Raw genomic sequence first — 20509 nt, 5'->3', positions numbered from 1 at the left:
TTCGACCGGTGGGGCGGCGCCGGGCCGCTCACTCAGCCGGGTGATGAAAAGCTGCTCTCCGTAGTACATACAAAAAGGGATTGATCCCACTCGGACGTGAAGTGTCCGACAGTTGGCGGGATCACCTCCGAATCATGCGTAACTCATCAGACAAAACCGGACGGATACCGCTCACCTGCACCCTCCCCGAACAGGGGAGCCCCCTGAGCCAGTAACATGCGTCGCCATGAGCTCCCCCACTGGGCCCGCGTCCGGCCTGCCAGTACGAATGCCGCGACCTCGCCAGCCCGGGCGGCACCGCCGACCCGAGCCGCTGGTGGCTCCCGAGGACGCGCCCGCGCTCGTCCTCGCGGTGCCGGGTACCCCCAGCGCAGCCACCCGCGGCCTCGCCGAGGAAGTCGTGAGCATCGCCCGCTCCGAGCTGCCCGGCCTGGATGCCAGGATCGGGTACCTGGACGGCGACGACGCCGAGTTCCCCACCCTGCAGTCCGTGCTCGCCGGTGCCGCCGAGGAGCGCACCGCCCGCTATGAGCAGGCCGTCGCCGCCGGTGTCGAGGGCGTCAAGATGCCCGACGGACCCGTCGCGGTCGTCGTGCCGCTGCTGGCAGGCCCGGACAGCGCGCTGCTGCGCCAGGTCCGCCAGGCGGTCATGGAGAGCCGGATCGCCGCCGACCTGACCGACGTCCTCGGCCCGCACCCGCTGCTCGCCGAGGCGCTGCACGTGCGGCTGTCGGAGGCAGGTCTGGCCCGCGCCGACCGTGCCCGGCTGTTCACCGTGGCCACGGCCGCCGACGGCATCATCCTCGCCTCCGTGGGCGGCGAGGAGGCCGTGCAGGCCGCCGGGATCACCGGCATGCTGCTCGCCGCGCGCCTGGCCGTGCCGGTGATGGCCGCGGCGCTGGACCAGGAGGGTTCGATCTCCTCCATCGCGGAGCAGCTGCGGGCGTCGGGTTCGCAGCAGCTGGCGCTGGCGCCGTACCTGATCGGTCCCGAGATAGACGGAGACCTGCTGGCGGCGGCCGCCGAGGAGGCGGGGTGCGCCACGGCCGAGCCGCTGGGTCCGTATCCGGCGATCGGCAAGCTGGCGCTGGCCAAGTACACGACGGCACTGGGGATCGCTCCGCAGCAGCCGCAGGGTACGCCGGTGCGCTGAGGCCGGCGCGAGTCTCCCGACGGGTTCCTTCCTGGAAGGGACCCGTCGGTCTTTTCAGCCGAAGACCACGCAGGACGCCGCCGGGATCTCCACCGAACCGTCGTAGCGCGGCACGCCCGTCTCCTGGCCGACGGCGAACCAGGTGATGTCCCCGGAGCGTTCGTTGGCCGAGTAGAGGAAACCCCCGGACTCGGTGAGGGCCCTCGGCCAGTGCCCGCCGCACGGGACCGTGGCCGTCAGGCGGAGTTGGTCCCCGTCGACCGCGAACGTCGTCAGGACGTCCTCGCCGCGGGTCGCCGTCCAGACGAACCGGCCGTCGGGCGACACGACGATGCCGGACGGGTAGGCGTCGCCGGCCGGGGCGCCGGGCAGCACCGGGGTCTCGGCCAGGGGCTTCAGGGCGCCGGTCCCGGCGTCCCAGCGGCAGACCGTGACCGTCGGGGTGAGTTCGTTGACCACGTACGCGTACCGGCCGCCGGGGTGGAAGGCGAGGTGACGGGGGCCGGAGCCGGGGCGCAGGGCGAACTCGCGGTGGACGGCGAGGGCGCCGCCGGTCAGCGTGCAGACCCGGACCGAGTCGGTGCCGAGGTCGACGCTGACCGCCCAGCGGCCGCTGGGGTCCGGCTGCACCTGGTGGGCGTGCGGGCCGCGCTGGCGGCGCTCGTGCGGTCCGGAGCCGGTGTGCCGCAGCACCCCGGAGGCGGTGCCGGCGAGCGTGCCGTCGGGGCGGACGGGGACGGCGCTGACGCTGCCCGAGCCGTAGTTGGCGGTCAGGACGTGACCGTCGAAGACGCTGAGGTGGGTGGGGCCGCTGGCGTCGACCGGGACCGGCGGTCCGGCGAGCCGCGGCTTGTCGTCGTGGACGTGGTACGCGGCCACCGCGCCGTCGGCGGTCTCGCTGACCGCGTAGAGGGTGCGCCCGCCGGGTGAGAGCGCGAGATACGACGGGTCGGGGACGCCGTCGACACTCTCCAGCAGGGCCAGGGCACCGCTGTGCGGATGGACCGCCGCCGTGACGACCCCCGGTCCGCCCGCCGCCGTGAACGACCCGATGAAGGCCCTCCGCCGCCTGCCGCCGTCTGCCACCGGTGTCCCCTCTCGATACGAGCCGGTACGAGTCAGTACTACGAGCCAGTCCGGGCCGACGGTAGCAGTTTGCGGTCTAGACCAAGACTTCCGGGGCGGCGCGTCTCAGGCGCCGACCAGGGGTGAGCCCGAGGGGGCGCGCAACGGCTCGGCGAGTTCGGCCAGCGCGCGCTCCACGCGGTGCAGATGGGCGAGGGCGGGCTCGGTGGGCGGCTCGGCGGGGCCCGCGCTGTGTGCGCAGCCCCGGGTGAGTGCCTCCACGGCAGCCTCGACCCGCCAGCAGGTGGCGGCCAGCCGGGCGTCGTGGGAGGCCTCGGGATCGGCGGCGACGGTGACCAGCCCGCGGATCTCCCGGGCGCAGTCGTCGAGCAGGGCGAGGACCCGGCGGGCGCGGCGCTTGCGCCCGGTCATCGGGGTGAGCGGGTGGACGAGGGGGGCGACCGAGAGCCGTACCCGGCCCAGCAGCTGCTCCAGTTCGGCGAGCCGGGCGGCTGCCTCGGCCGTGCAGGCTTGGACGCAGCGCAGGGCACGCTGGATCCAGGCGTCGGTGGTCAGGTGGGTGGTGACCGGCAGCACGAACAGCACGAACAGCACGGCCAGTGCCGCGCCGAGGGCGCCCACCGCGGTCTCGGTCAGCCGGAGCGCCAGCAGGCCGGGGGTGAGGACGCCGATGAGGCCGTAGAGCCGATGAGGCCGTAGAGGAGCCCGGCGAGGAAGGTCACCCAGAGCATCATGAATGCTGTAGTGCAGCGGTTCTCGCAGGTCAAGAGGCTGCCGGCCGAGAGGGGGTCAGCAAAAAGTCAGCATCAGCGTGTCGCGCGCCGATGGCAGGAGTCATCGCCACCCCGATCGCGCTTGAAGGCCGGTGCGCTATCCGTGACGTAGCGAAGCCATGTCACATCTCGACGGGTCCATCCCAGCTGCTGACGGTTCGCCTTCGCTGCGGTGGCACAACGTCCTCGACAACCAGCCCTACACCCCAAGCTGCCTCGCCTGAACCGACAGCTCGCATGGGCAGCAGCCGACTGCCAACAGGTCTGTTCGCAGGACAGCGGTCACGTGTAGCACGCGATCCCCGGTTACGGAAATCGGGGATTCTCCGGACCATGGCCTTTGTCCACAGCAGCCTTCTTCGCCAATGGAACGCCTTGAACCAGACCTGACTGCCCATCTGCACCCTTCCGATTCAGCTCAGCCCCTCCCCTCAAAGCAAATCGACCCCGCCCCTGGAGAAACCAAACAATGGCCACCAAGACCCTCACCCGCGGCATGGGCACCTTCTTCAAGGAATGCGACCATCCCCCGAGCCACTGGTCCAAGTGCCCTCACCCTTACAAGATCAGGTACCGGGATGCCACAGGTCGGCAGCGTGAAGAGGCCGGCTACGCCACTCAGGACAAGGCGACGACTCGGCTCACCGAGATCCACCAGGCAAAGAAGGGGCCGCTCAAGACTGGGAACACAGAAGCCCAGGAGATAGCCGAGATGCGGTTCGAGGACTTCGCGGCTCGGTATATCTCGAATCGGAAGCGTGGCCTGGAGTCCAACACCATCGACCAGTACGAGCGCGGCCTCAAGACCCAGATCAACCCGCACGTCGGGAGTCGCCGCGTCGGCACATTCACACCCGGAGTGATCGAGGACTGGCTCAACGGAATGGAGCTGAACAAGGTTGGCCTGGCCAGCCAGAAGAACGCATACCTTGTTCTGAAACTCGTCATCGACGCGGCGCGTCATCGCGGGGCGATCACACTGGACCCCTTCCTTGACATCACCCCTCCCGACTATGTGCCGAATGAGGTGATCATTCCGATCTTCGAAGAGCTCAATGCCATCCGCGAAGCGGCCGAGGACGACGACCTCTGTCTTGTCATTGAGCTCATGTCTGGGTGCGGCCATCGCAACGGAGAAGCTCATGCCGTAAACATCAAGTCGATTGTGGCTGACGATGTCTATCGGATCAACGAGCAGATCCACAGCAATAAGGTCCAGCCCGCACCGCTAAAGCACCGCAAGCGTGGAGAATTCCGCGAAGTGCCACTCCCCAGAAAGACCCACGACTTCTTCTCGTATTTTACCGATAAATACGGTACCGACAAGAACGGCTACCTTCTTGTCAAGGGAAACAGCTCCGGCAACCAGCACATGCAGCACTACTTCTACGGGAAACAGACCCTGCGATGGCGATGGGACAGGTGTCTCGAACGCGCCGACGTAGAGGTCAAGTACACGATGTACTCCCTCCGCCACTACTTCGCATCGAACTGCCTTACCCACGGCATTCCCATCACTGATGTGGCGGAGTGGATGGGTCACAAATCAATCGAGGTCACCTACCGGATCTACCGGCACCTCGTGCCGGGCTCCATCACGAGAGCAGCCAAGATCCTCAACGAGCGGCTGTGAGTCTGGCAGAGAGCGCCGGACCGTAGGTCGACGCTCTTCCTCCCGCTCAGGAACGGACAAGTGGAGGGCGCGGAGACAACCCAAGAGGCATCGCCAGCTCCGACAGAGCCTTCTCCAAGCCGCGCAGATGCACGAGGGCCGACTCCGTCTCGTCCTGCTGGGGCAGCTCGCCGTTAGCGGACGCCACTCGTCTGCGCCCCAGGCCGCTGACAGTGAGCGCATCCACCGCTGCCTCGACGCGCCAGCAGGCAGCGGCCAGACGGGCGTCGTGCGACGCGACAGGATCGGCGGCAACGCACACCAGACCCCGCACTTCGCGGGCGCAGTCGTCGAGCAGCTCAATGACCTGGCGGGCACGGGATTTCCGAGCACGGAAGGGAGTCAAAGGGTGCATCAACGGAGCGAGGGCCATCCGTACCCGGCCGAGCAGCAGTTCCAGTTCGGCGGCGTGCGGGGCAGGGTCGCCCATCGGGTCTCCAGCGAGGCGAGCGGTCGCTTCGGCGGTGGCCGCGTGGACGCAGTGCAGTGCCCGCTGGATCCAGGCATCGTTCGTGGCGTGCGTGGTGACCGGCAGGACGAGGGCCACGGCCAGCGCGGCACACAGCGCGCCCACACCGGTCTCTGCAAGACGGAGCCCGAGCAGGCTGAGGTCCAGCACGCCCAGCAGGCCGTAGAGCAGGCTGACCATAACCGTCACTGCCAGCATCATCCAGGAATACGAGACGGCGGCGGTGTAGAAAATGCCGAAGACACAGACGGCAACGAGGGCGGCCGTCGGCGCGGGCGCGCCGTGCAGCGGGATGGCGACCAGCAGACCGACGGCGATACCGATCACAGTTCCGAAGACCCGGCGGAAACCGCGGACCAGGGTTTCGCCGCGAGAAGCCGTGTTGACGAAGATCCACCAGGCAGTACCGACGGCCCAGTACCAGCGCTCTTCGGAGAGCAGCTGCCCGACCAGAAGCGCGAGAGTCGAGGCAGCAGTGGCCTGGAAGGCTTGCCGGGTGGTGGGCCGCGCCAATCCGCTGCCGGGCAGGGCCGGCGGGGCTGCCGCGGGTGGGGTGTAACGCTCGATGGGCCAGAGCACGAAGCGCGTGGCGCCGGCCGCGAAGAGGGCAAGGCTTATGGCGGTGTACAGCTCGGGCAGTTGAACGGGAACCGCGTGCAGGAACTGCGCGATGAAGAAGCTCATGAACGCGAAGATCCCGAGCGCGTGGCCCCGCGGGCCCCAGCGGCGGGCATAGACCCCGCAGAAGACGACGGCCAGGAACGCGGCGTCACGGGCCGGGGTGATGCCGTGCAGTGTGGTGGCAAGCGCCAGCACGGGGAATCCGGCGATAGGAAGCAGGGCGGTGGTGAGCAGTTGGCCACGGACGGTCGCATCGGTGACCGTGAAGAGGGCGAGCAGTGCCGCGAGCCCTCCGGTGATCGATGCGGTGAGCGATAGCCCGCAGAGTTCGGAAACGGCGACGGCGGCGGCGACACCGATGACAGCGCGGGTCGCGTTCCGCAGCCTCAAGCGCCCCGGGTCCGGAGCCACGAACATCCTTTTCACGGCGGTGCGCCGCCCCCTCATGGTGGTACGCGTACTACCGGCGGTCGTCCCGGGTGGCGGACAACAAGCAGGCACGACAAAGGCACCGCGGTCCGGACCCGGCCTCGTCGCCGTCCGGCGCTACGCGGCGCCACAAGTACATGGGTAGGACAAAGATAACCACCGCCCTACCCATCGGCTCAACAGTCGCGCCGTTGACTGCGCCAATGGCACAGCTGATCCGTCTCCATGTCGACCACTGGGAGGCCAATGGATCAGACTTCACCCAGGCCCTGGGCAACAGCTGACCGGACTCTGGTAGCCACGCGCCACGCCCATCTGTGATCTCACGGCGACTTCCGCCGCATCTCACTTGGCCGGCTCCCCGACGATTGTGAAGACGTACCCGATTCCGGCTCACAGCGAGCCGATCTGCCCAGCGCCCGTGAACCGACCGCCATGGACACCAAACCTGCTGGCGGACCGACCGTATATAGCAGCGAATCCCCGGTTATGGAACCCGGGGATGCTCCGGAACATAGGTGTCACCCGTGTGCGATACGTGGCAGTAGCGCACTGCGGAAGATGGTGACCGATACCCACCTAAAGGACTCCGATGCTCGACGCCGCGAACACCCCTCCTGATGGCATCCAGCCTTCGCCCACCCCTCCTCGAAGGACCCGCCGAGTGGAGCCCGTCCTCATGGATACCAATGAGCTCGCAGCGATGCTGAACATGTCGGCAAGCTGGATCGGGCCTTGTCCCCGAGGGGTGGACACCTGTTCGTGTCGTTACGCGGCGAGTGTCAGGGTAGCTGACTGTTGCTCGTAGGCGATCGGTGCCTGCTGTCCGTTCGCCGAGTGTCGTCGGCGGGTGTTGTAGCGGCTGGTCCAGCGGAAGACGGCCAGGCGGCAGGCGCGGGCCCCGCCGAAGCGGCGGGCGCCGCGGAGCGTCTCGCGTTTGAGGGCCGCGTTGAAGCTCTCGGCGAGTGCGTTGTCCGCGCTCGTGCCGACCGCACCCATGGACTGTCGTACCCCCAACTCGGCTTATACATCGGCGAATTGGCGGGAGGTGTATTGCGCTCCGTGATCGGTGTGGAAGACGGCTCCGGCCAGGCTGCCGCGGACCCGGGCGGCTGCCCGGAGCGCGTCGGCGACCAGCGAGGTGCGCATGTGGTCGGCGATCGACCAGCCCGCCAGGCGGCGCGAGAAGCAGTCAATCACCGTCGCCAGATACAGGAATTCACCGTCGCCCACCGGCAAGTACGTGATGTCGCCGACGTACTTGGTGTTCGGCGTGCTTGCGGTGAAGTCGCGCCGGAACAGGTCCGGCACCGGCGTGGCGGACGGTTCGGGCACCGTGGTGACCTGGCGCTTGCGCAGCCGCAGCCCGGCGATGCCGAACTTCCGCATGACCCGTCCGACACGCTTGTGGTTCACGCGCTCGCCCTGGTCGCACAGCTCGGCGGTGATCCGAGGCCGGCCGTAGGTGCCGTCCCACTCGGCGTGCACGGCCCTGATCCGCTCGGCGAGCGCGGCGTCCGCCCGCTCACGCGCGGCGCGGGCCTGACGGCCGGCCCGCCATTTGTAGAAGCTGGAGCGGGCGACCTCCGGTACGTGACACAACCGCTTCACGCCCCAGGCGCGGTGGTGGTCCTCAATGAACTTGAAGCGGTTCACCAGTTCATCTCGGTGGCGAAAAACTTCGTCGCCTTGCGGAGGATGTCCCGTTCGGTGGCCAGCGTCGCGTTCTGCTTGCGCAGGTCCTTGTTCTCCGCGCGCAGGGCCGCTATCTCGGCCTCCAGCTCTTCCTTCGTGGCCTCGCTCACCGGGACGTCCTTCGTACTCTTGATCATGGCGCCGCTCTGGCCGCGGCCGGCCCGCTCGGCCCGCACCCAGTTGCGCAGCGTCTCCCGGCTGATCCCCAGATCCTTGCCGATGCCCTCGAAGGTATGGCTCGGATACGACAGGTACAGCGCGACAGCGTCCGCCTTGAACTCGGGCGAATAGACCTTCATCACCATAAGAGATCCCTCCTGCCCGGCCCCCGCCGGGGCCGGGCTCAGAGGTGTCCACCACTCAGGGACAGGTCCCCGCGACCGATCAGGCTTCGTCTGCGAGTCGTTCATCGCGGATCTCGGCCCATCGCAAGGAGCTCCGGATGCCGTCCGCGATGCTGTGGCGGGGCTCCCAGCCGAGGAGCCGCTTGGCGCGAACGCTCCGTGTGAAGGCACCGGCAGCGTCGCCGGGACGGGGATCGGTCTCCACAACGGGGACCGGTGGTGTGACCACACTGTTGAAGGCGTCCACCAGTTCTTTGACCGTGGTGCCGGTCCCGGTGCCCAGGTTGATCACACTGGACCGCGTGGAGCCACTCATGACCTCGTCGAATCGTTGCAGTGCCGACACGTGAGCGGTGGCCAGGTCCCACACGTGGATGTAGTCGCGGATCCCCGAGCCGTCCCGGGTGGGCCAGTCGGTGCCCGTGATCCGGAACGGCTCGCCCTCGGCGTGTGCCTCGATGAGCTTGCCCACGGCATGGCTGGGACGCCTCACTTGCAGGCCCGTGCGGAGCTCGGGATCCGCGCCGACCGGGTTGAAGTAGCGCAGGGACAGGACCCGGATCGGCTGGGCGGCGGCAATGTCGGCGAACATGGCTTCGCACACTGCCTTGGTACGCGAATAGGGGCTCAGCGGCTCGAGCGGGGAGTCTTCGGTGACGCTGAAGTCCGCACCGGCGGCGTAGATCGAACCGGATGAGGAGAAGATCATTCTCCCGCATCCGTTCCGGACGAGGTGACCGACGAACTCCAGACTCTTGACCACGTTCGCCTGGTAGTAGCCCACCGGATCGGCGACGGAGTCCGGGACGAGGATGAGAGCCGCGCAGTGAACGACGGCGTCGATGTCAGGGTGCTCGGTGAAGATCCGGTCGATCAGGGCACCGTCGGCGATGTCGCCCTCGTAGAAGAGCCGCCCCTCGGTGAACTCCCTTCGCCCCGTCACCAGATTGTCGAGCACGACCGGGGTGATACCGGCATCCAGGCAGGCTGAGCCGACGGTGCTGCCGATGTAGCCGGCGCCACCGGAGATCAGTACCTTCACTCGCGGGAGACCTCTCTGCTTGCGGTACGTGAGGAGCCTTGGACCTTGGCTGTCACAGCAGGTCAGTTCGTCCGGCCGGGCACCCAGGCGCTCAGCGGGACGAAGGCGCCGAGGTCTGCCACGCTCGCCCCCGCGTCAACGCGGTACGGGCTGCCCAGGCAGTCGTCGTTCGGGAAGAGGGCCGCACTGGCCGTGTGGGTGTTGGCCGCGGACTCGACCCGTCCGGCCCACCCGTGGTCGACGAGGCTGATACAAGCCCCGCTGGTGGTCAGCGAGGAGAGGGTCAGACGTTCACCGCCAAAGCCCTGCACGGAGTACAGGCACAGAGCGCCGGACGGGCAGTCGGCCGCCTGGGCGGCGTGGGCCGTGGTCGAGGTCAGGGCAGCCAGGGCCAGCGCGGCCGCCGACGCAACTCCAGCGGTCAGCCTTCGCGTTCGGTAGGGCCGCGCGGACGTACGCTTGCCTGCGGTGAGCTTGTTCATCTCGTGAATCCCTTCGTCGTGAGACGGTCACTGCTCGTCGTTGCTGACGATGACGACCTTGGCTCCCTGGTAGCCGTGGCCGTTGACGCCGATGAGTTCGACGGCCCGCTCGTGTTCGTCGAGCGGGATGTGGTGGGTGACGATGCGTTCCAGCGGCAGGTGCTCGGCCAGCGCGAGGGCGCGGGGGAAGGACGGCGCGTTGTAGTCGCCGGCGCCGACGATGCGCAGGCCACGGCGGAGGATGTCCAGTGGCTGCACCGTCACGCGGGCCCGGTCGTCGAAGCCCATGACCACGACGGTTCCCGCGGTGTCCACCAGCCGCAGCGCCGTGTCGAGCAGGCTGCCGACGGTGTCGATGACCGTGCGGGACCGGGGCGCCGACGCGGCCGTGTCCGGCTCGGTCACGCTGAGGGGCGCGGAGACCGGCAGATCGTGCAGGAGCTTGGCCGCGAGCTCACGCCGGAACGGGTCCGTCTCGACGAGGACGACACCGCTGCCCAGGTGGAGCGCCGCCATCGCGGTCACCAGACCGATGGGTCCCGCGCCGAGGACGGTCACGGCTTCGCCGGGCACGATCGACGCCGCGTCGAGGTTGTTGAGCACGCAGGCCAGCGGCTCCACGACCACCGCGCGGTCCCAGCTCATCCCGTCCGGCAGCCGGTGTACGAACCTCTCGGGCAGGACGATGTAGTCGGCGTAGGACCCGTCCCGGTCCAGGCCCACCTCGGTCCCGGCCTTGTTCATGCAGTGCTGGAATCGTGCCGCAGCGCACTGGGGGCAGGCCGAGCAGTACAGCGTGGGGTTGATCACGACACGGTTGCCCGGCGCGAACCGGCTCGCAGGGCCCGCGCTCTCGACCCGGCCGACGGCCTCGTGCCCCATGACCACGCCCGGCTCCGCCGGGAACTTGCCCGTCAGCACACCGCGATCGGTGCCGCAGATACCGGTCTGCACCACGCGGATGCGAACGTCATCGGGTCCGGTCAACCGGGGATCCGGCCGCTCGGTGCGGACGAGAGTGCCGTTCTCGCCGAAAGTGAGCGCACGCATACAACCTCCGTACGAAGTAAGGGAGTCGGGTGTCACCAACGGATGGTGTCGAGCAGGTGCGCGTGCAGCTCCGCGGTCGAGGCGGCGATGCACGAGCGCTGGTTGAGCGGAGACAAGTCGAGCAGGGCCGTCTCGTCCAGGCCTTCGCCGTACGCGTCGGTGATCACCACACCGGCCCTGCGGGCCAGGACCACCGCGGCCGCGATGTCGTAGGGGAACAGGTGGAGGACATCGCCGCCGCCGACCCTGCGGAACTCGGGCTCCGTCTCGGGCCGGTCCCGCAGGATGCGGTTGCCGATGTCGACGTATGCGTCCAGCTGGCCGGTCACGATGCGGCTGATGGAATAGCAGGCGCTGTTGAAGACGAAGACACCGCCCGTGTTGGCGGAGGCGTCGACCAGGTGGGCGTACGCGTCCGACATGAGCCGCATGGGGTGACCGTTGAACTCCAGCGACCAGAACATGTGGCGCGGGGAGACTGTGGCGCTCAGCGACGGGACCGGCGCGGCGAAGCCGTCGGCCTCCACACCCGCGGTCTCGGGGCCGGCGTACATCCAGGCGCCCGATGCGAGTTCCATGAGGAGTGCGTGCGTGACATCGCCGATGGTGGGGGTCGGCTTGTCCAATGGAGCGACCGCGATGGAGACCATCGCCATCTCCAGGCCCGCCGACGCCGGCCGGGTGCCGTCGATGGGGTCGATGACGAGGAGATGGCGCGGGTCGTCCCCGGTGTCCCGGCGATGGTTGTCCTCGGTCTGCACGGCCAGGGGGACGGAGGCGTTGGCCAGCAGGTACTTCCACAGGGCCGCCTCGGCGACCGCGTCGATGTCGAACTGGGCGTCACCGCCCGGGGAGACACCCAGCACCCGCCGGGAGAGCTGGGCCGGGCCGGCGGCCCGCAGTCTGTCGCGGATCGCCTCGGCTGTGCCGATCAGCAGGTCTTTCACGTGAGGACCTCCGTGAGCAGGGCGTCGAGGCGGTCGCACATGAGGCCGGCCTCCTGAAGCGTCATCGTGAGCGGGGGCCGGATCTTGAAGACGTTGCCGAAGCCGTAGCGCGAGCTCCGGATGATCAGGCCGTGGTCCATCGCCCGTTTTACGACCGTGTTGGCGAGGTCGACGGAGGGTTCTCCGGCTTCTTCCACCATCTCCACGCCGATCATCAGACCGACGCCACGCACATCGCCGAGCTGGGGGAACCGCGTCTGCATGACGCGCAGGCGCCGCATGACGTACTCCCCGACGGCGGTGACGTTGTCGAGGAAGCCGGGCCGGCCGATGATCTCCAGGGTCGTATTCGCCGCCGCGGCCGCCATGACGTTCGCCCCGTACGTGAAGGAGTGGTGGTGGGCGTCGAGGCCGGCCAGGCGGTCGTTGGTGAGGATCGCCGCCACTTGGGCACCGGATCCGCCGAGGCCCTTGGCCACGGTGATCGCGTCGGGTTCGACCTCGAAGTAGTCGGCAGCGAACATGTGGCCGGTGCGGCCGATGCCGGTCTGTATCTCGTCGAAGATCAGCACGATCCCGCGTTCGTCGCAGAATTCGCGGAGCCGCTGGAAGTATCCCGGCGGGGGGACGATGTTGCCGCCGTTGCCGGATATCGGCTCCACCATCACCGCGGCGATCTGACCGGTGCTGGCGTACTCGATGAAGTCGTCGATCCTGTCGACGCACATCATCGCGCAGCTCGCCGGGGTCTGGCCGTAGAAGCAACGGAAGCAGTACGGGTCGGGGACCTGGAGGCCGCCGGGCAGCAGGGAGGGGAAGGGCTCCTTCCGGAAGGCGTTCCCGGAGAGGGACGCCATCATCATCGTCTGGCCGAGGTGGCTGCGGAACAGGGTGATGACGTCCCGTTTCCCGGTCGCCACCTGTGCCATCTTGATCGCGCCCTCGTTGGCGGCGGAGCCGCTGGAGACCTTCAGGTGCACCTTGGTCAGGTTCTTCGGCGACACGGAGACTAGACGGTCGACGAGTTCGTTGACGGGTTCGCTCTGGAAGGACGACGTGATGTGGACCAGCTGGCTGGCCTGCTTCTGGATGGCAGCCACGACCTCGGGATGGCTGTAGCCGAGGCTGAGGTTGAACGTGGCGGCCGCACAGTCGATGTAGTCGCGGCCCAGGTCGTCGTAGAGGTAGACGCCCTCCCCACGGGTCATCCGGTGATCGGAGACCGGGTAGTACAGGCCTTCCGGGACCTGCCTGTCGGGCATGGTCATTTCTCTCCTGACGGCTCAATCGTGTGGTGTACCGCAGGGGGCGGACCGTCGGTGTGCGCTGCCGTCGTCGACACGTCGGGGTGCGCGGCGGCGCGGGTCCGTGCCGGGGTGGGCCCGCCCGCGCCGGCGCGCCGGATCAGGGGGCCGCTCAGCGCGACCGTGACAGCGAGGAGGAGCGGAATCAGCAAGGCGGTCGACAGGCTGGTCCAGTCCGCCAGTGAGCCGACGAGCGGCGGGCCCGCGAGGAAGCCGAAGTAGCCCAGCGTCGCGGCACGGGCGAGCGCCGCCCCGGACTGGTCGGTGCTGAGATTACCGACGGCCGTGAAGATCTGCGGTACGACGGTCGACACGCCCGCGCCGGCCAGCAACCAGCCCAGCAGGATCGGCACCAGATGCCCGGACCACACCACCAGGGCGAGGCCCGCGGCGGCCGTCGCGCCGCCCCAGCGGACGACCATGACCGATCCGTACCGGGCGACAATACGATCGCCCAGCGCCCGGCCCGTGGTCATGGCTGCGGCGAAGGCGGCGTAGGCGAGGGCCGCCACGCCGTTGTCCGCGTCCACCGTCTCCTGGAGGTGAACCCCGCCCCAGTCCGCGGCCGCTCCCTCGACGACCATGCTGCTGAACGCGACGCAACCCAGGAGCGTGGCGAGCAGGGGCAGCCGTCCCATGGCGCCGGCCCCCTCCTCCTTGGCGTCGTCGGTGTCCGAGGGGGCCACCTTCGGCAGCAGCCTGCACCTGAGCGCCACGGCCGCCGAGCCGAGCACCACGGCCGCCACCGGCAGGGAGATCTCACGGGGGACGTCCAGGCTCAGCAGCAGGGCGCCGACCCCGGCGCCCACCACTCCGCCGACACTGAACACGGCGTGGAAGGCGGACATGATGGGCCTCTCGTAGCGCCGTTCGACCTCGACGGCCTGCCCGTTCATCGAGACGTCCATCAGGCCGTTGGCCGCGCCGAGCAGAGCGAGTGAGAACACCAGCCACGGCAGCGAAGTGGCGAAGGCCGGACCCAGCAGGGTCAGCGGAAGCAGTACACCGCTGACCCGGGTCACGGCGGCCGAGCCGACGCGGTCGATGAGCCGGCCGGCGATCTGCATGGCGGCCAGGGCTCCGCCGGCCACCACCAGCAGCGCCGCTCCCAGTTGCAGGGGGCTCAGGTCCAGGTCCCGCTTGATGTCGGGGATGTGAGCCACCCACAGAGCAAGCGCCGTGCCGTTGATGCCGAAGTATCCGAAGACCGCGGCGCGAGCAGCCGCAGCTCTGGGTTCCATGCAGGTTCTCCTGTCTGGTGGGTGTGGGCCGCCCTGCGGTGCTGCGGGAGGAGCCGGGACTCGGTGCGTGCGCTATCGGATGGTCTTGAGCAGGGGAACGAGCTCCGGCCACGGTCCGTAGTCCGTGTAGGCACTGCCGCAGCGGTGCAGCGCGAGCTCCTGAGCGGTGACGTCGATACGTCCGCCGTTGGCCTTGAGGTGCTGGAGCATCCGGCGTGACTCGTCCACGGTGTCGGGGTAGGTCAGGTGCCAGTCGCCGGACGAGTACGCCTGCTCCCGCTGCACGAGCCGGGGCAGCACCGAGTCGTTCCATTTGAAATGGTGGACCTGGGGGAAAGCCTCCTCGGCGGGCATGAGCCGCCCCGTCTCGGCCCCGTGCTGTCCGAGGTGCAGTCGTACCTCGCCGCGGGCCAGGGTCACCTTGGACGAGCCGGCGCCCGGCAGGCGCAGCGTCACGAGTCCGGCGAGCGGGTACTGCACCCAGATGGATTCGTGCGGTTTCAGCGCCGTCAGACTGCCGTCGGCGGACACCCGGTCCAGCAGGGCACCCTTGACGTAGTCGTACCCGCCGGCCTCGCACGCGGCGATGATGTCGGTCAGCGGCCGGTCGTAGACATGAAACTCGTCAAGGTCCGCGACGACCCACCAGTCCTTGGGATGCCGCCGCATCTGCGCCCGGATCAGATATCCGTTGAGGTCCTCGTCCCAAGGCCCCTGATGCACGGCTGCGAAGGAGATGCCGTGCCGCGCGACCACGTCCTGGGAGCGCTGGAAGTCAGGGTCGTCGAACGTCTCGATGTGCCGGGCGATATGGAAGGACTCGACACCGAGGGTGCGGTAGTGCGTAATCGCGGCATCCAGCAGGCCGGTGTCGGCACCGACGACGGATACGAAGCGGATCGTCACGTCAGATCTCTCTCGTCTTCATCCGGGCAGTTCGGTAACCCCTCGCCGGAGGACAGGGGGAGGGGACGGGAAGGAAGGGGAAGCGGCGCGGCGGTCGGATGCTGCCGCGCCGGCGCGCTAACTCGCTGCCTCCTGCGAACTCGCCGGCCTTCCGTCACCCCTGCCCCGCGAAGCCAGCCGGAAGAGGAGGAGTACGGCGGCGAGCGCGCAGAGGCCGGCACAGATCCAGAAGACGCTGCGGTACCCCGACTGCGCGGCGACCACCCCGGTGATGGCTCCGGCGAGCAGCTGGGCAACCGGGAAGGTGGACGAGTAGAGCGCGGACACCGTGCCGGTTCCGCCGGGAACCTCCTGTTGCACCACCACCATCGGGATACTCGTGATCACCGCGATCCACATGGCGTTCGGCAACTGGAGGGCGATCAGTACGGGCGCCGAGCCCGCCATCGGCAGCAGGCAGAAGAAGATGACGGCGAGGACCACGGCGGCGGCCACGATCCGCATCTTCCCGACGCGGTCGGCCAGACGGCCCACCGTGATCATCAGCGGAATCTCCAGCGCCGCGCAGGCTCCGGCCATCAAGCCGACCAAGAAGGCCGACAGATGCAGATCCTTGGTGACGTACAGGGCGATGGTGATCAGGTACATCTGGTTCGCCACGTTGACCGCCGTAACCGCGCCGAGCAGGAGCCAGGAACGGGGCGGCACCGTGGTGAGAACGCGGGGAAGGGCCGAACGGCGGTCCTCGGCCTTGTCCTTGGGGCCCGGCCGGGGCGGCGAGGCCAGGGCCGGCAGGAACCAGCGGCCGAGGACCACGGTCAGCAGAAGCAGGGCCGCCGCAGCCGCGTACATGCGCCCGAACCCCGCGTGGGTCAGCAGGAAGAGGCCGACCGGCGGACCGACCACCCATCCGGCGGAGAAGACCGACCGCACCGCGGAACTGAACGGGGTCACCTCTCTGCCGGTCGCGTCGGCGAATTCCTTGACGTATGCGAACAACTGGGAAATGTATGCCTCGTTGAGGCCGAGGAGCACGGCCCCGGTGGCGAACACCACCGCGTAGTCACGGGCGCCCGTGAAGATCAGCGCGCCGGCGACCCCTGCCAGCGCGGTCGAGGCAAGGGCGATCCTTCGGTCGGACAGCCGGTCGGACCACCAGCCCATCGCCAGATTGATGCCGATGCCGACGACGGCACAGCCTGTGAAGTACAAGCCGATGAGCCCGGGTCCCGCACCCACGGCATCCGCGAGGAACAGGCTGAGCGTGGTGCCGAACACCGACATCGCGAGGGCATAGCATCCGGCGGCGACCCCCAGGGACGTCGCCGTCCTGCTGGGCCGGCGCGCCCGAGGGGCACCTTCCGCGTCCCCGGCGTGCGTGAGACGCGCGAGCTTCACGTTGTTCCCCCGTTGCCCAGGTGATGCGTACGCCAGCGCTCGTCGTGAGTCGCCAGCCATTTGCCTACCGAAATCGCGGATGCGAAGATCGAGAGGCGAGGTTCGGTAGGGGCTCCGATCACGACAGCCTCACCGACGGCTTCGAGCATGGGAATGTCGTTGGCCCGGTCCCCGAAGGCGACGGCGTCGGCCGGCGTCAAGCCCGCCTCCTGGAGGATTCTCCGTACCGCATGTCCCTTGGAGGCGAGGGGCGACATTACTTCGACCGGTCCGCCTTCCTCCGGCCTGCAGGAGTAGGTGACGGTGACACCGAACCCCAGGGCCTCCGCCTTGTGGGCCAAGTCCCCGGCATTCAGGTCTCCGCTACGGCAGAGCAGTTTCGTGATGGTTAGGGCGCTGCTGGTCAGGTCCGGGATGTCCGCGCAGAATCCGTCCGCCCCCGTATCTGTGGCCGGCCACCAGGCATATCCCGGCTCGTAGCCGAATGCGGACTCGAACTCCGTCGCGAAGTTGACCTTGGGGTCGACCCTGCGGAGCGCTTCGGAGAAATCCCGCACCCGCTGTCCGTGCAGTGCAGCAAGGATCCGCGTCCCGCCGTCCACGACCTCCGACGCCCCGTTCGAGGTGACGACGCGACGGGAGAGCTCCTCGACCGCTGCCGGAAGATCGGACAGACAGCGTGAGGGACGCCCTGTCACGAAGACAAGACGGGCTCCGCCGGAGGTCACCTGCCGCAGCAGGTCAATGTCCTCGTCGAGGACGAGCCCACCCGGGCGCACGAGAGTCCCGTCGAGGTCGCAGAAGATCGCCCTGATCACTTCGTCCCCCGTCGACGCCGTATCACACTTCCGCGGCTCGCCACCACCAAGAGGTTCCTGAGAGCGGCGTACGCCCCTGCGCCGGGTTCGCCGCGCTGCACACCTCTCCACGCCACCGTGCACGCCTTCCTGAGTTCGTGGCGCAGGGACATGGTGGGCAGCACTTTCAGGGATTCACCGTGCGCCTGGCCCGCTCCGTAGGCCCGGACGCTTCTCAGGTCGTCCCGTACGCTGAGAGGTTTGTGCCAGATAACCGCTTGCGGGACGAGTCGCACCGGTACGTTCGACTTCCGCCGGCGCAGCTCGAAATCGCGGTCCTCGCGCCACTTCATGGCAGTGTTGAAGTGGTAGCCGCCCATCTTCTCCACGATGCCCGTGCTGTAGAGAAGCGGCGGGCTGTAGGCGTTGACCTTCTTCGTGACCAAAGGGTCTTCCGTCAGTCGCCGCGCCGCGGCCACCAACCGGCTGCCACGGCCTGCGGTTTCGAACTGAACGCGTCCCTTCACCAACCCGAAGGACGCTTCGGCCAGCATCGAGGCAATGGCTCCCGGCTCAAACACGCAGTCGGAGTCCATGAGGAGAACCAGCGGCGTGACCGCCTGCGTGATCGCGCGGTTGTAGGCCAGACCGATTCCGCTCTCCGAGGTGCTCAGGACGGTCACCTGCGACGCGGCCTTCGCATACGTCGTCAATCCCTCGAGGAACCAGTCCGGCGACCCGTTGGTGGAGATGATGACGGGGCAGAGGACGTCGATGGACGCCAAGCACCGATAGATCAGGGGATCGTCGCGCACAGGGATGATGATCGTCAGGTCGTGCGAGGACAAGGGCGGGGGCGTGGGGGAGACAGAAGGCGAGGAGTCGACGGAGCCGGCGCTCAATGGGAACTCCTCGGTCGGCTCACGGCTGCTTCGAACCGCCGGACCACGGCATCGGGATCGATGTGCGTCACCAGACGGTGTGCTCCATCTCCTGGCCTGAATCGAATGGCCCCGCGGCTCGCCAGATCTGTGTCGACGGAGATGGTCCCCGTCTCTTCCTTGTACGGCAGGGTGGCGTCCGCCATGAGTGAGGCCGCCACCACGTCCCAGATGGGTTCGCGGTCCGTGCTCTCGCCCCGCGGCGACTCGCGTTCGAGCTTGTCCAGAGCCGCACCCAGCGGAGTGCCGGTACGCCTGATCCGGTCCACCGCCGCCGGCACCAGCCGAGGGGCCTGCAGAACCTCGAGCGGGACCATCACCACGGTCTCCCACTCCGCCGACAGACACTCCTCCAGGGCTTCGGGGTCGGCGAACGTGTTGAACTCGGCGTGCTCCGTCACGTTTCCGCTCTCGATGGATCCACCGGAGATCCACAGACGATGCCGCGCCAGGACGGAAGGTGCGAGCTGCCGCAGGGCCCGGGCGATGTTCGTGACCGGACCGAGGGCGAGGACTTCGGACCCTTGAGATCGCGTCAGGGCCGCGGCCAGCGCATCGGGCGCCGGCCCGTCCTCGGTGCGGGTGCCCCAGAAGGCCTCGTTGTCCGGGCGCAGCGAAGCGACATACGTGTCCGCCGGCAGGTCCGCGACGACCCCGCGCACGCCCTCCCGGACGGGCTCGTACCACCACAGAGGCTTCTCGCACCCCCGTACGACACCGATGTCCAGAAGGTGATCACGGGCCAGTGCGTGCGCGTGTCGCGCCGAGGTGGTGGCAGTGGTGTTTCCGAAGACCGTGGTGATGAGGCGAGGGACCCGCGCCAGGGTGAAGAGATAGTGGAGCGCGAGGGCGTCGTCGTTGATGCCCAACGTATCGGTGTCGACGAGCAGATCGCGCTCGGTGTCCTGCTCAGAACTCAGCTCAGAACTCAATGGGGGCTCCCAAGCTCATCCAGTACCGGAGCGCCTGTGCGTAACCGCGCCCTTCGTTTTCGAGAAGGTCCACGGCCTCCTCCGGCCGCAGCACGCTGACGGAGTCGACCTGTTCGGCGCCGGCCGGGTTCGTGGGGGGACCGACGAGCTTTCCTTCGACCACTCCCCACAACCAGGCCTTCAGCGGGAAAGGAGCGTAGGGCTTGTAGGGGACGCGGTTGTAGCAGACGCCGCTGTGCGCGGCGAACCAGTGGGGTCGCCCCTTCATGAGGAAACCCGCCTCTTCGGCGAGTTCGCGACTCATGCAAGCGTCGACGGACTCACCTTCCTCCCTGGTACCACCAGGGAGGAAGGCCGTGCCGTCGGAAAGCCGGCAGACCACGACACCGTCCTCTACCAGGGGGATGGCCCGAACGCTCTGGACCACCTGATCCGGAGGCCGTCGGTCGGTGAACCTGACGATCGTCTGAGCCCACTCCCAGTCCTCTAGGTGTTCTCGCACACCAGCCCCCGGGCTCCTGCCGCCTCGGCGATGAACTTCAGATCGGTCCGGTAGGTCACGAACGATTCCGCGTACGGGACGCCGATGGCGGCCCCCTGGACAGCGTCGGCCCGCTCGATCCCGCTCATGGACCGCAGATGCGGGTCCGGCTTGGTCTGATGTCGGTAGCACGCGACCGCGGCCTGTTTCTGCCCGTAGTGCTCGGTGATGTCGAGGGTGGCTGTCGCCTGCTCCAGCTGCGAGCTCCATGAATCCTCGGGACACTGATAGCCCAGGATCACGGACGGAGCGTGATGGCCGGCTCCGCGGTTGCGGCATGCGGCGAACGCCGCCTGGTGGGCCACCTGGTGGTCCTGGTGGAACGCTCCGCGAGCCGGTAACAGCACGAGTTGTGGCCGCACACGGTCGATCGAGATCGGAGAGCCGGACTCTATCGACTCGACGAGTCGAGCCGTGTGTGTGTGCAGTGTGTCCCGGTGATCGCCGTCCTCGATCATCACGTGGAAATCGCTGACGCCCAGCTTGCTGCATGCCAGCGCAAACTCCGTGCCCCGGTCGGCAGCTACCCGGGCGGCGGCCGGGCCACCGGTGTTGATCCCGTGCTGAACGATGAGCTCCACATAGACGTCCATGCCGGAGGCCGCCAGTGTCGCGATGGTGCCCCCGCACCCGAACGTCTCGTCATCGGGATGCGGCGCAATTACGAGCACGCTCCCACGCGCCAT

General features: G+C 68.3%; 17 protein-coding genes and 2 pseudogenes. 2 read left to right on the top strand and 17 right to left on the bottom strand.

Annotated features, from left to right (window positions below; genetic code table 11):
* The first annotated feature begins 226 nt into the window (after positions 1 to 226).
* The gene (locus tag ACFXI4_RS25850) at positions 227 to 1153 is read left to right on the top strand and encodes a sirohydrochlorin chelatase (RefSeq protein ID WP_384995085.1); all 927 of its coding nucleotides are present in this window, start codon (positions 227 to 229) and stop codon (positions 1151 to 1153) included.
* Positions 1154 to 1207: 54 nt separating this feature from the next.
* On the opposite strand, the gene ACFXI4_RS25845 is transcribed toward ACFXI4_RS25850, so the two are convergent.
* Both ACFXI4_RS25845 and ACFXI4_RS25840 read right to left on the bottom strand, forming a co-directional pair.
* On the bottom strand, positions 1208 to 2239 hold the full coding sequence (locus tag ACFXI4_RS25845; RefSeq protein ID WP_384995082.1) for a lactonase family protein: 1032 nt from the start codon (positions 2237 to 2239) through the stop codon (positions 1208 to 1210).
* A gap of 105 nt (positions 2240 to 2344) precedes the next feature.
* Positions 2345 to 2923 (bottom strand): annotated as a pseudogene (locus ACFXI4_RS25840) (FUSC family protein); the annotation flags it as partial.
* 558 nt (positions 2924 to 3481) lie between these two features.
* On the opposite strand from ACFXI4_RS25840, the gene ACFXI4_RS25835 reads away from it, so the two are divergent.
* Positions 3482 to 4645 (top strand): tyrosine-type recombinase/integrase, encoded by a 1164-nt coding sequence (locus ACFXI4_RS25835; RefSeq protein WP_384995080.1) that lies wholly within the window; start codon positions 3482 to 3484, stop codon positions 4643 to 4645.
* A 46-nt stretch (positions 4646 to 4691) separates the two neighbouring features.
* Here ACFXI4_RS25835 and ACFXI4_RS25830 read toward each other — a convergent pair whose 3' ends face one another.
* From ACFXI4_RS25830 to ACFXI4_RS25760, 15 genes and pseudogenes are all read right to left on the bottom strand, one after another.
* On the bottom strand, positions 4692 to 6191 hold the full coding sequence (locus ACFXI4_RS25830) for an FUSC family protein (protein WP_384995078.1): 1500 nt from the start codon (positions 6189 to 6191) through the stop codon (positions 4692 to 4694).
* A 780-nt stretch (positions 6192 to 6971) separates the two neighbouring features.
* Positions 6972 to 8203: pseudogene (locus tag ACFXI4_RS25825) on the bottom strand (IS3 family transposase).
* Positions 8204 to 8282: 79 nt separating this feature from the next.
* A complete protein-coding gene (gene galE, locus ACFXI4_RS25820) occupies positions 8283 to 9284 on the bottom strand; it encodes a UDP-glucose 4-epimerase GalE (protein ID WP_384995075.1) in 1002 nt (333 codons plus the stop codon).
* Between the two features lie 62 nt (positions 9285 to 9346).
* Positions 9347 to 9766, bottom strand: a complete 420-nt coding sequence (locus tag ACFXI4_RS25815) for a peptidase inhibitor family I36 protein (protein ID WP_384995073.1) — start codon at positions 9764 to 9766, stop codon at positions 9347 to 9349.
* A 27-nt stretch (positions 9767 to 9793) separates the two neighbouring features.
* Complete coding sequence (locus ACFXI4_RS25810) at positions 9794 to 10816, bottom strand: zinc-binding dehydrogenase (protein WP_384995071.1); 1023 nt, start codon at positions 10814 to 10816, stop codon at positions 9794 to 9796.
* Positions 10817 to 10848: 32 nt separating this feature from the next.
* The gene (locus ACFXI4_RS25805) at positions 10849 to 11763 is read right to left on the bottom strand and encodes an inositol monophosphatase family protein (RefSeq protein WP_384995068.1); all 915 of its coding nucleotides are present in this window, start codon (positions 11761 to 11763) and stop codon (positions 10849 to 10851) included.
* Positions 11760 to 13025, bottom strand: coding sequence for an aspartate aminotransferase family protein (locus ACFXI4_RS25800; protein WP_384995065.1), 1266 nt, complete (start codon positions 13023 to 13025; stop codon positions 11760 to 11762). Before ACFXI4_RS25800 ends, ACFXI4_RS25805 begins: the two co-directional genes overlap by 4 nt.
* 2 nt (positions 13026 to 13027) lie before the next feature.
* Positions 13028 to 14308, bottom strand: coding sequence for an MFS transporter (locus tag ACFXI4_RS25795; RefSeq protein WP_384995062.1), 1281 nt, complete (start codon positions 14306 to 14308; stop codon positions 13028 to 13030).
* A 72-nt stretch (positions 14309 to 14380) separates the two neighbouring features.
* On the bottom strand, positions 14381 to 15214 hold the full coding sequence (locus ACFXI4_RS25790) for a hypothetical protein (protein WP_384995060.1): 834 nt from the start codon (positions 15212 to 15214) through the stop codon (positions 14381 to 14383).
* A gap of 117 nt (positions 15215 to 15331) precedes the next feature.
* Positions 15332 to 16531 carry a sugar efflux transporter gene (locus tag ACFXI4_RS25785; protein WP_384995206.1) on the bottom strand — a complete coding sequence of 400 codons (1200 nt, stop codon included), beginning with the start codon at positions 16529 to 16531 and terminating at the stop codon, positions 15332 to 15334.
* 77 nt (positions 16532 to 16608) lie between these two features.
* Positions 16609 to 17430, bottom strand: coding sequence for an HAD hydrolase family protein (locus tag ACFXI4_RS25780; RefSeq protein WP_384995057.1), 822 nt, complete (start codon positions 17428 to 17430; stop codon positions 16609 to 16611).
* Positions 17427 to 18257 carry a glycosyltransferase family 2 protein gene (locus ACFXI4_RS25775; protein ID WP_384995054.1) on the bottom strand — a complete coding sequence of 277 codons (831 nt, stop codon included), beginning with the start codon at positions 18255 to 18257 and terminating at the stop codon, positions 17427 to 17429. The genes ACFXI4_RS25780 and ACFXI4_RS25775 overlap by 4 nt, the downstream gene beginning before the upstream one ends.
* A 50-nt stretch (positions 18258 to 18307) precedes the next feature.
* Positions 18308 to 19282, bottom strand: coding sequence for a nucleoside hydrolase (locus ACFXI4_RS25770; protein ID WP_384995051.1), 975 nt, complete (start codon positions 19280 to 19282; stop codon positions 18308 to 18310).
* Positions 19272 to 19784, bottom strand: coding sequence for an NUDIX domain-containing protein (locus ACFXI4_RS25765; protein WP_384995049.1), 513 nt, complete (start codon positions 19782 to 19784; stop codon positions 19272 to 19274). The genes ACFXI4_RS25770 and ACFXI4_RS25765 overlap by 11 nt, the downstream gene beginning before the upstream one ends.
* Positions 19769 to 20509, bottom strand: a complete 741-nt coding sequence (locus ACFXI4_RS25760) for a PIG-L deacetylase family protein (RefSeq protein ID WP_384995046.1) — start codon at positions 20507 to 20509, stop codon at positions 19769 to 19771. Before ACFXI4_RS25760 ends, ACFXI4_RS25765 begins: the two co-directional genes overlap by 16 nt.

It is taken from the genome of Streptomyces sp. NPDC059224 (genome assembly GCF_042754285.1).
Classification (GTDB): domain Bacteria; phylum Actinomycetota; class Actinomycetes; order Streptomycetales; family Streptomycetaceae; genus Streptomyces.
Note: the sequence above shows the minus strand (reverse complement) of the source record. Positions and strands in the feature narration are given on the sequence as shown.

Coding starts and splice junctions, on each gene's coding strand:
- ACFXI4_RS25850 (WP_384995085.1), top strand. CDS start 227: ATGAGCTCCCCCACTGGGCCCGCGTCCGGCCTGCCAGTACGAATGCCG.
- ACFXI4_RS25835 (WP_384995080.1), top strand. CDS start 3,482: ATGGCCACCAAGACCCTCACCCGCGGCATGGGCACCTTCTTCAAGGAA.
- ACFXI4_RS25830 (WP_384995078.1), bottom strand. CDS start 6,191: ATGTTCGTGGCTCCGGACCCGGGGCGCTTGAGGCTGCGGAACGCGACC.
- ACFXI4_RS25815 (WP_384995073.1), bottom strand. CDS start 9,766: ATGAACAAGCTCACCGCAGGCAAGCGTACGTCCGCGCGGCCCTACCGA.
- ACFXI4_RS25810 (WP_384995071.1), bottom strand. CDS start 10,816: ATGCGTGCGCTCACTTTCGGCGAGAACGGCACTCTCGTCCGCACCGAG.
- ACFXI4_RS25800 (WP_384995065.1), bottom strand. CDS start 13,025: ATGCCCGACAGGCAGGTCCCGGAAGGCCTGTACTACCCGGTCTCCGAT.
- ACFXI4_RS25795 (WP_384995062.1), bottom strand. CDS start 14,308: ATGGAACCCAGAGCTGCGGCTGCTCGCGCCGCGGTCTTCGGATACTTC.
- ACFXI4_RS25760 (WP_384995046.1), bottom strand. CDS start 20,509: ATGGCGCGTGGGAGCGTGCTCGTAATTGCGCCGCATCCCGATGACGAG.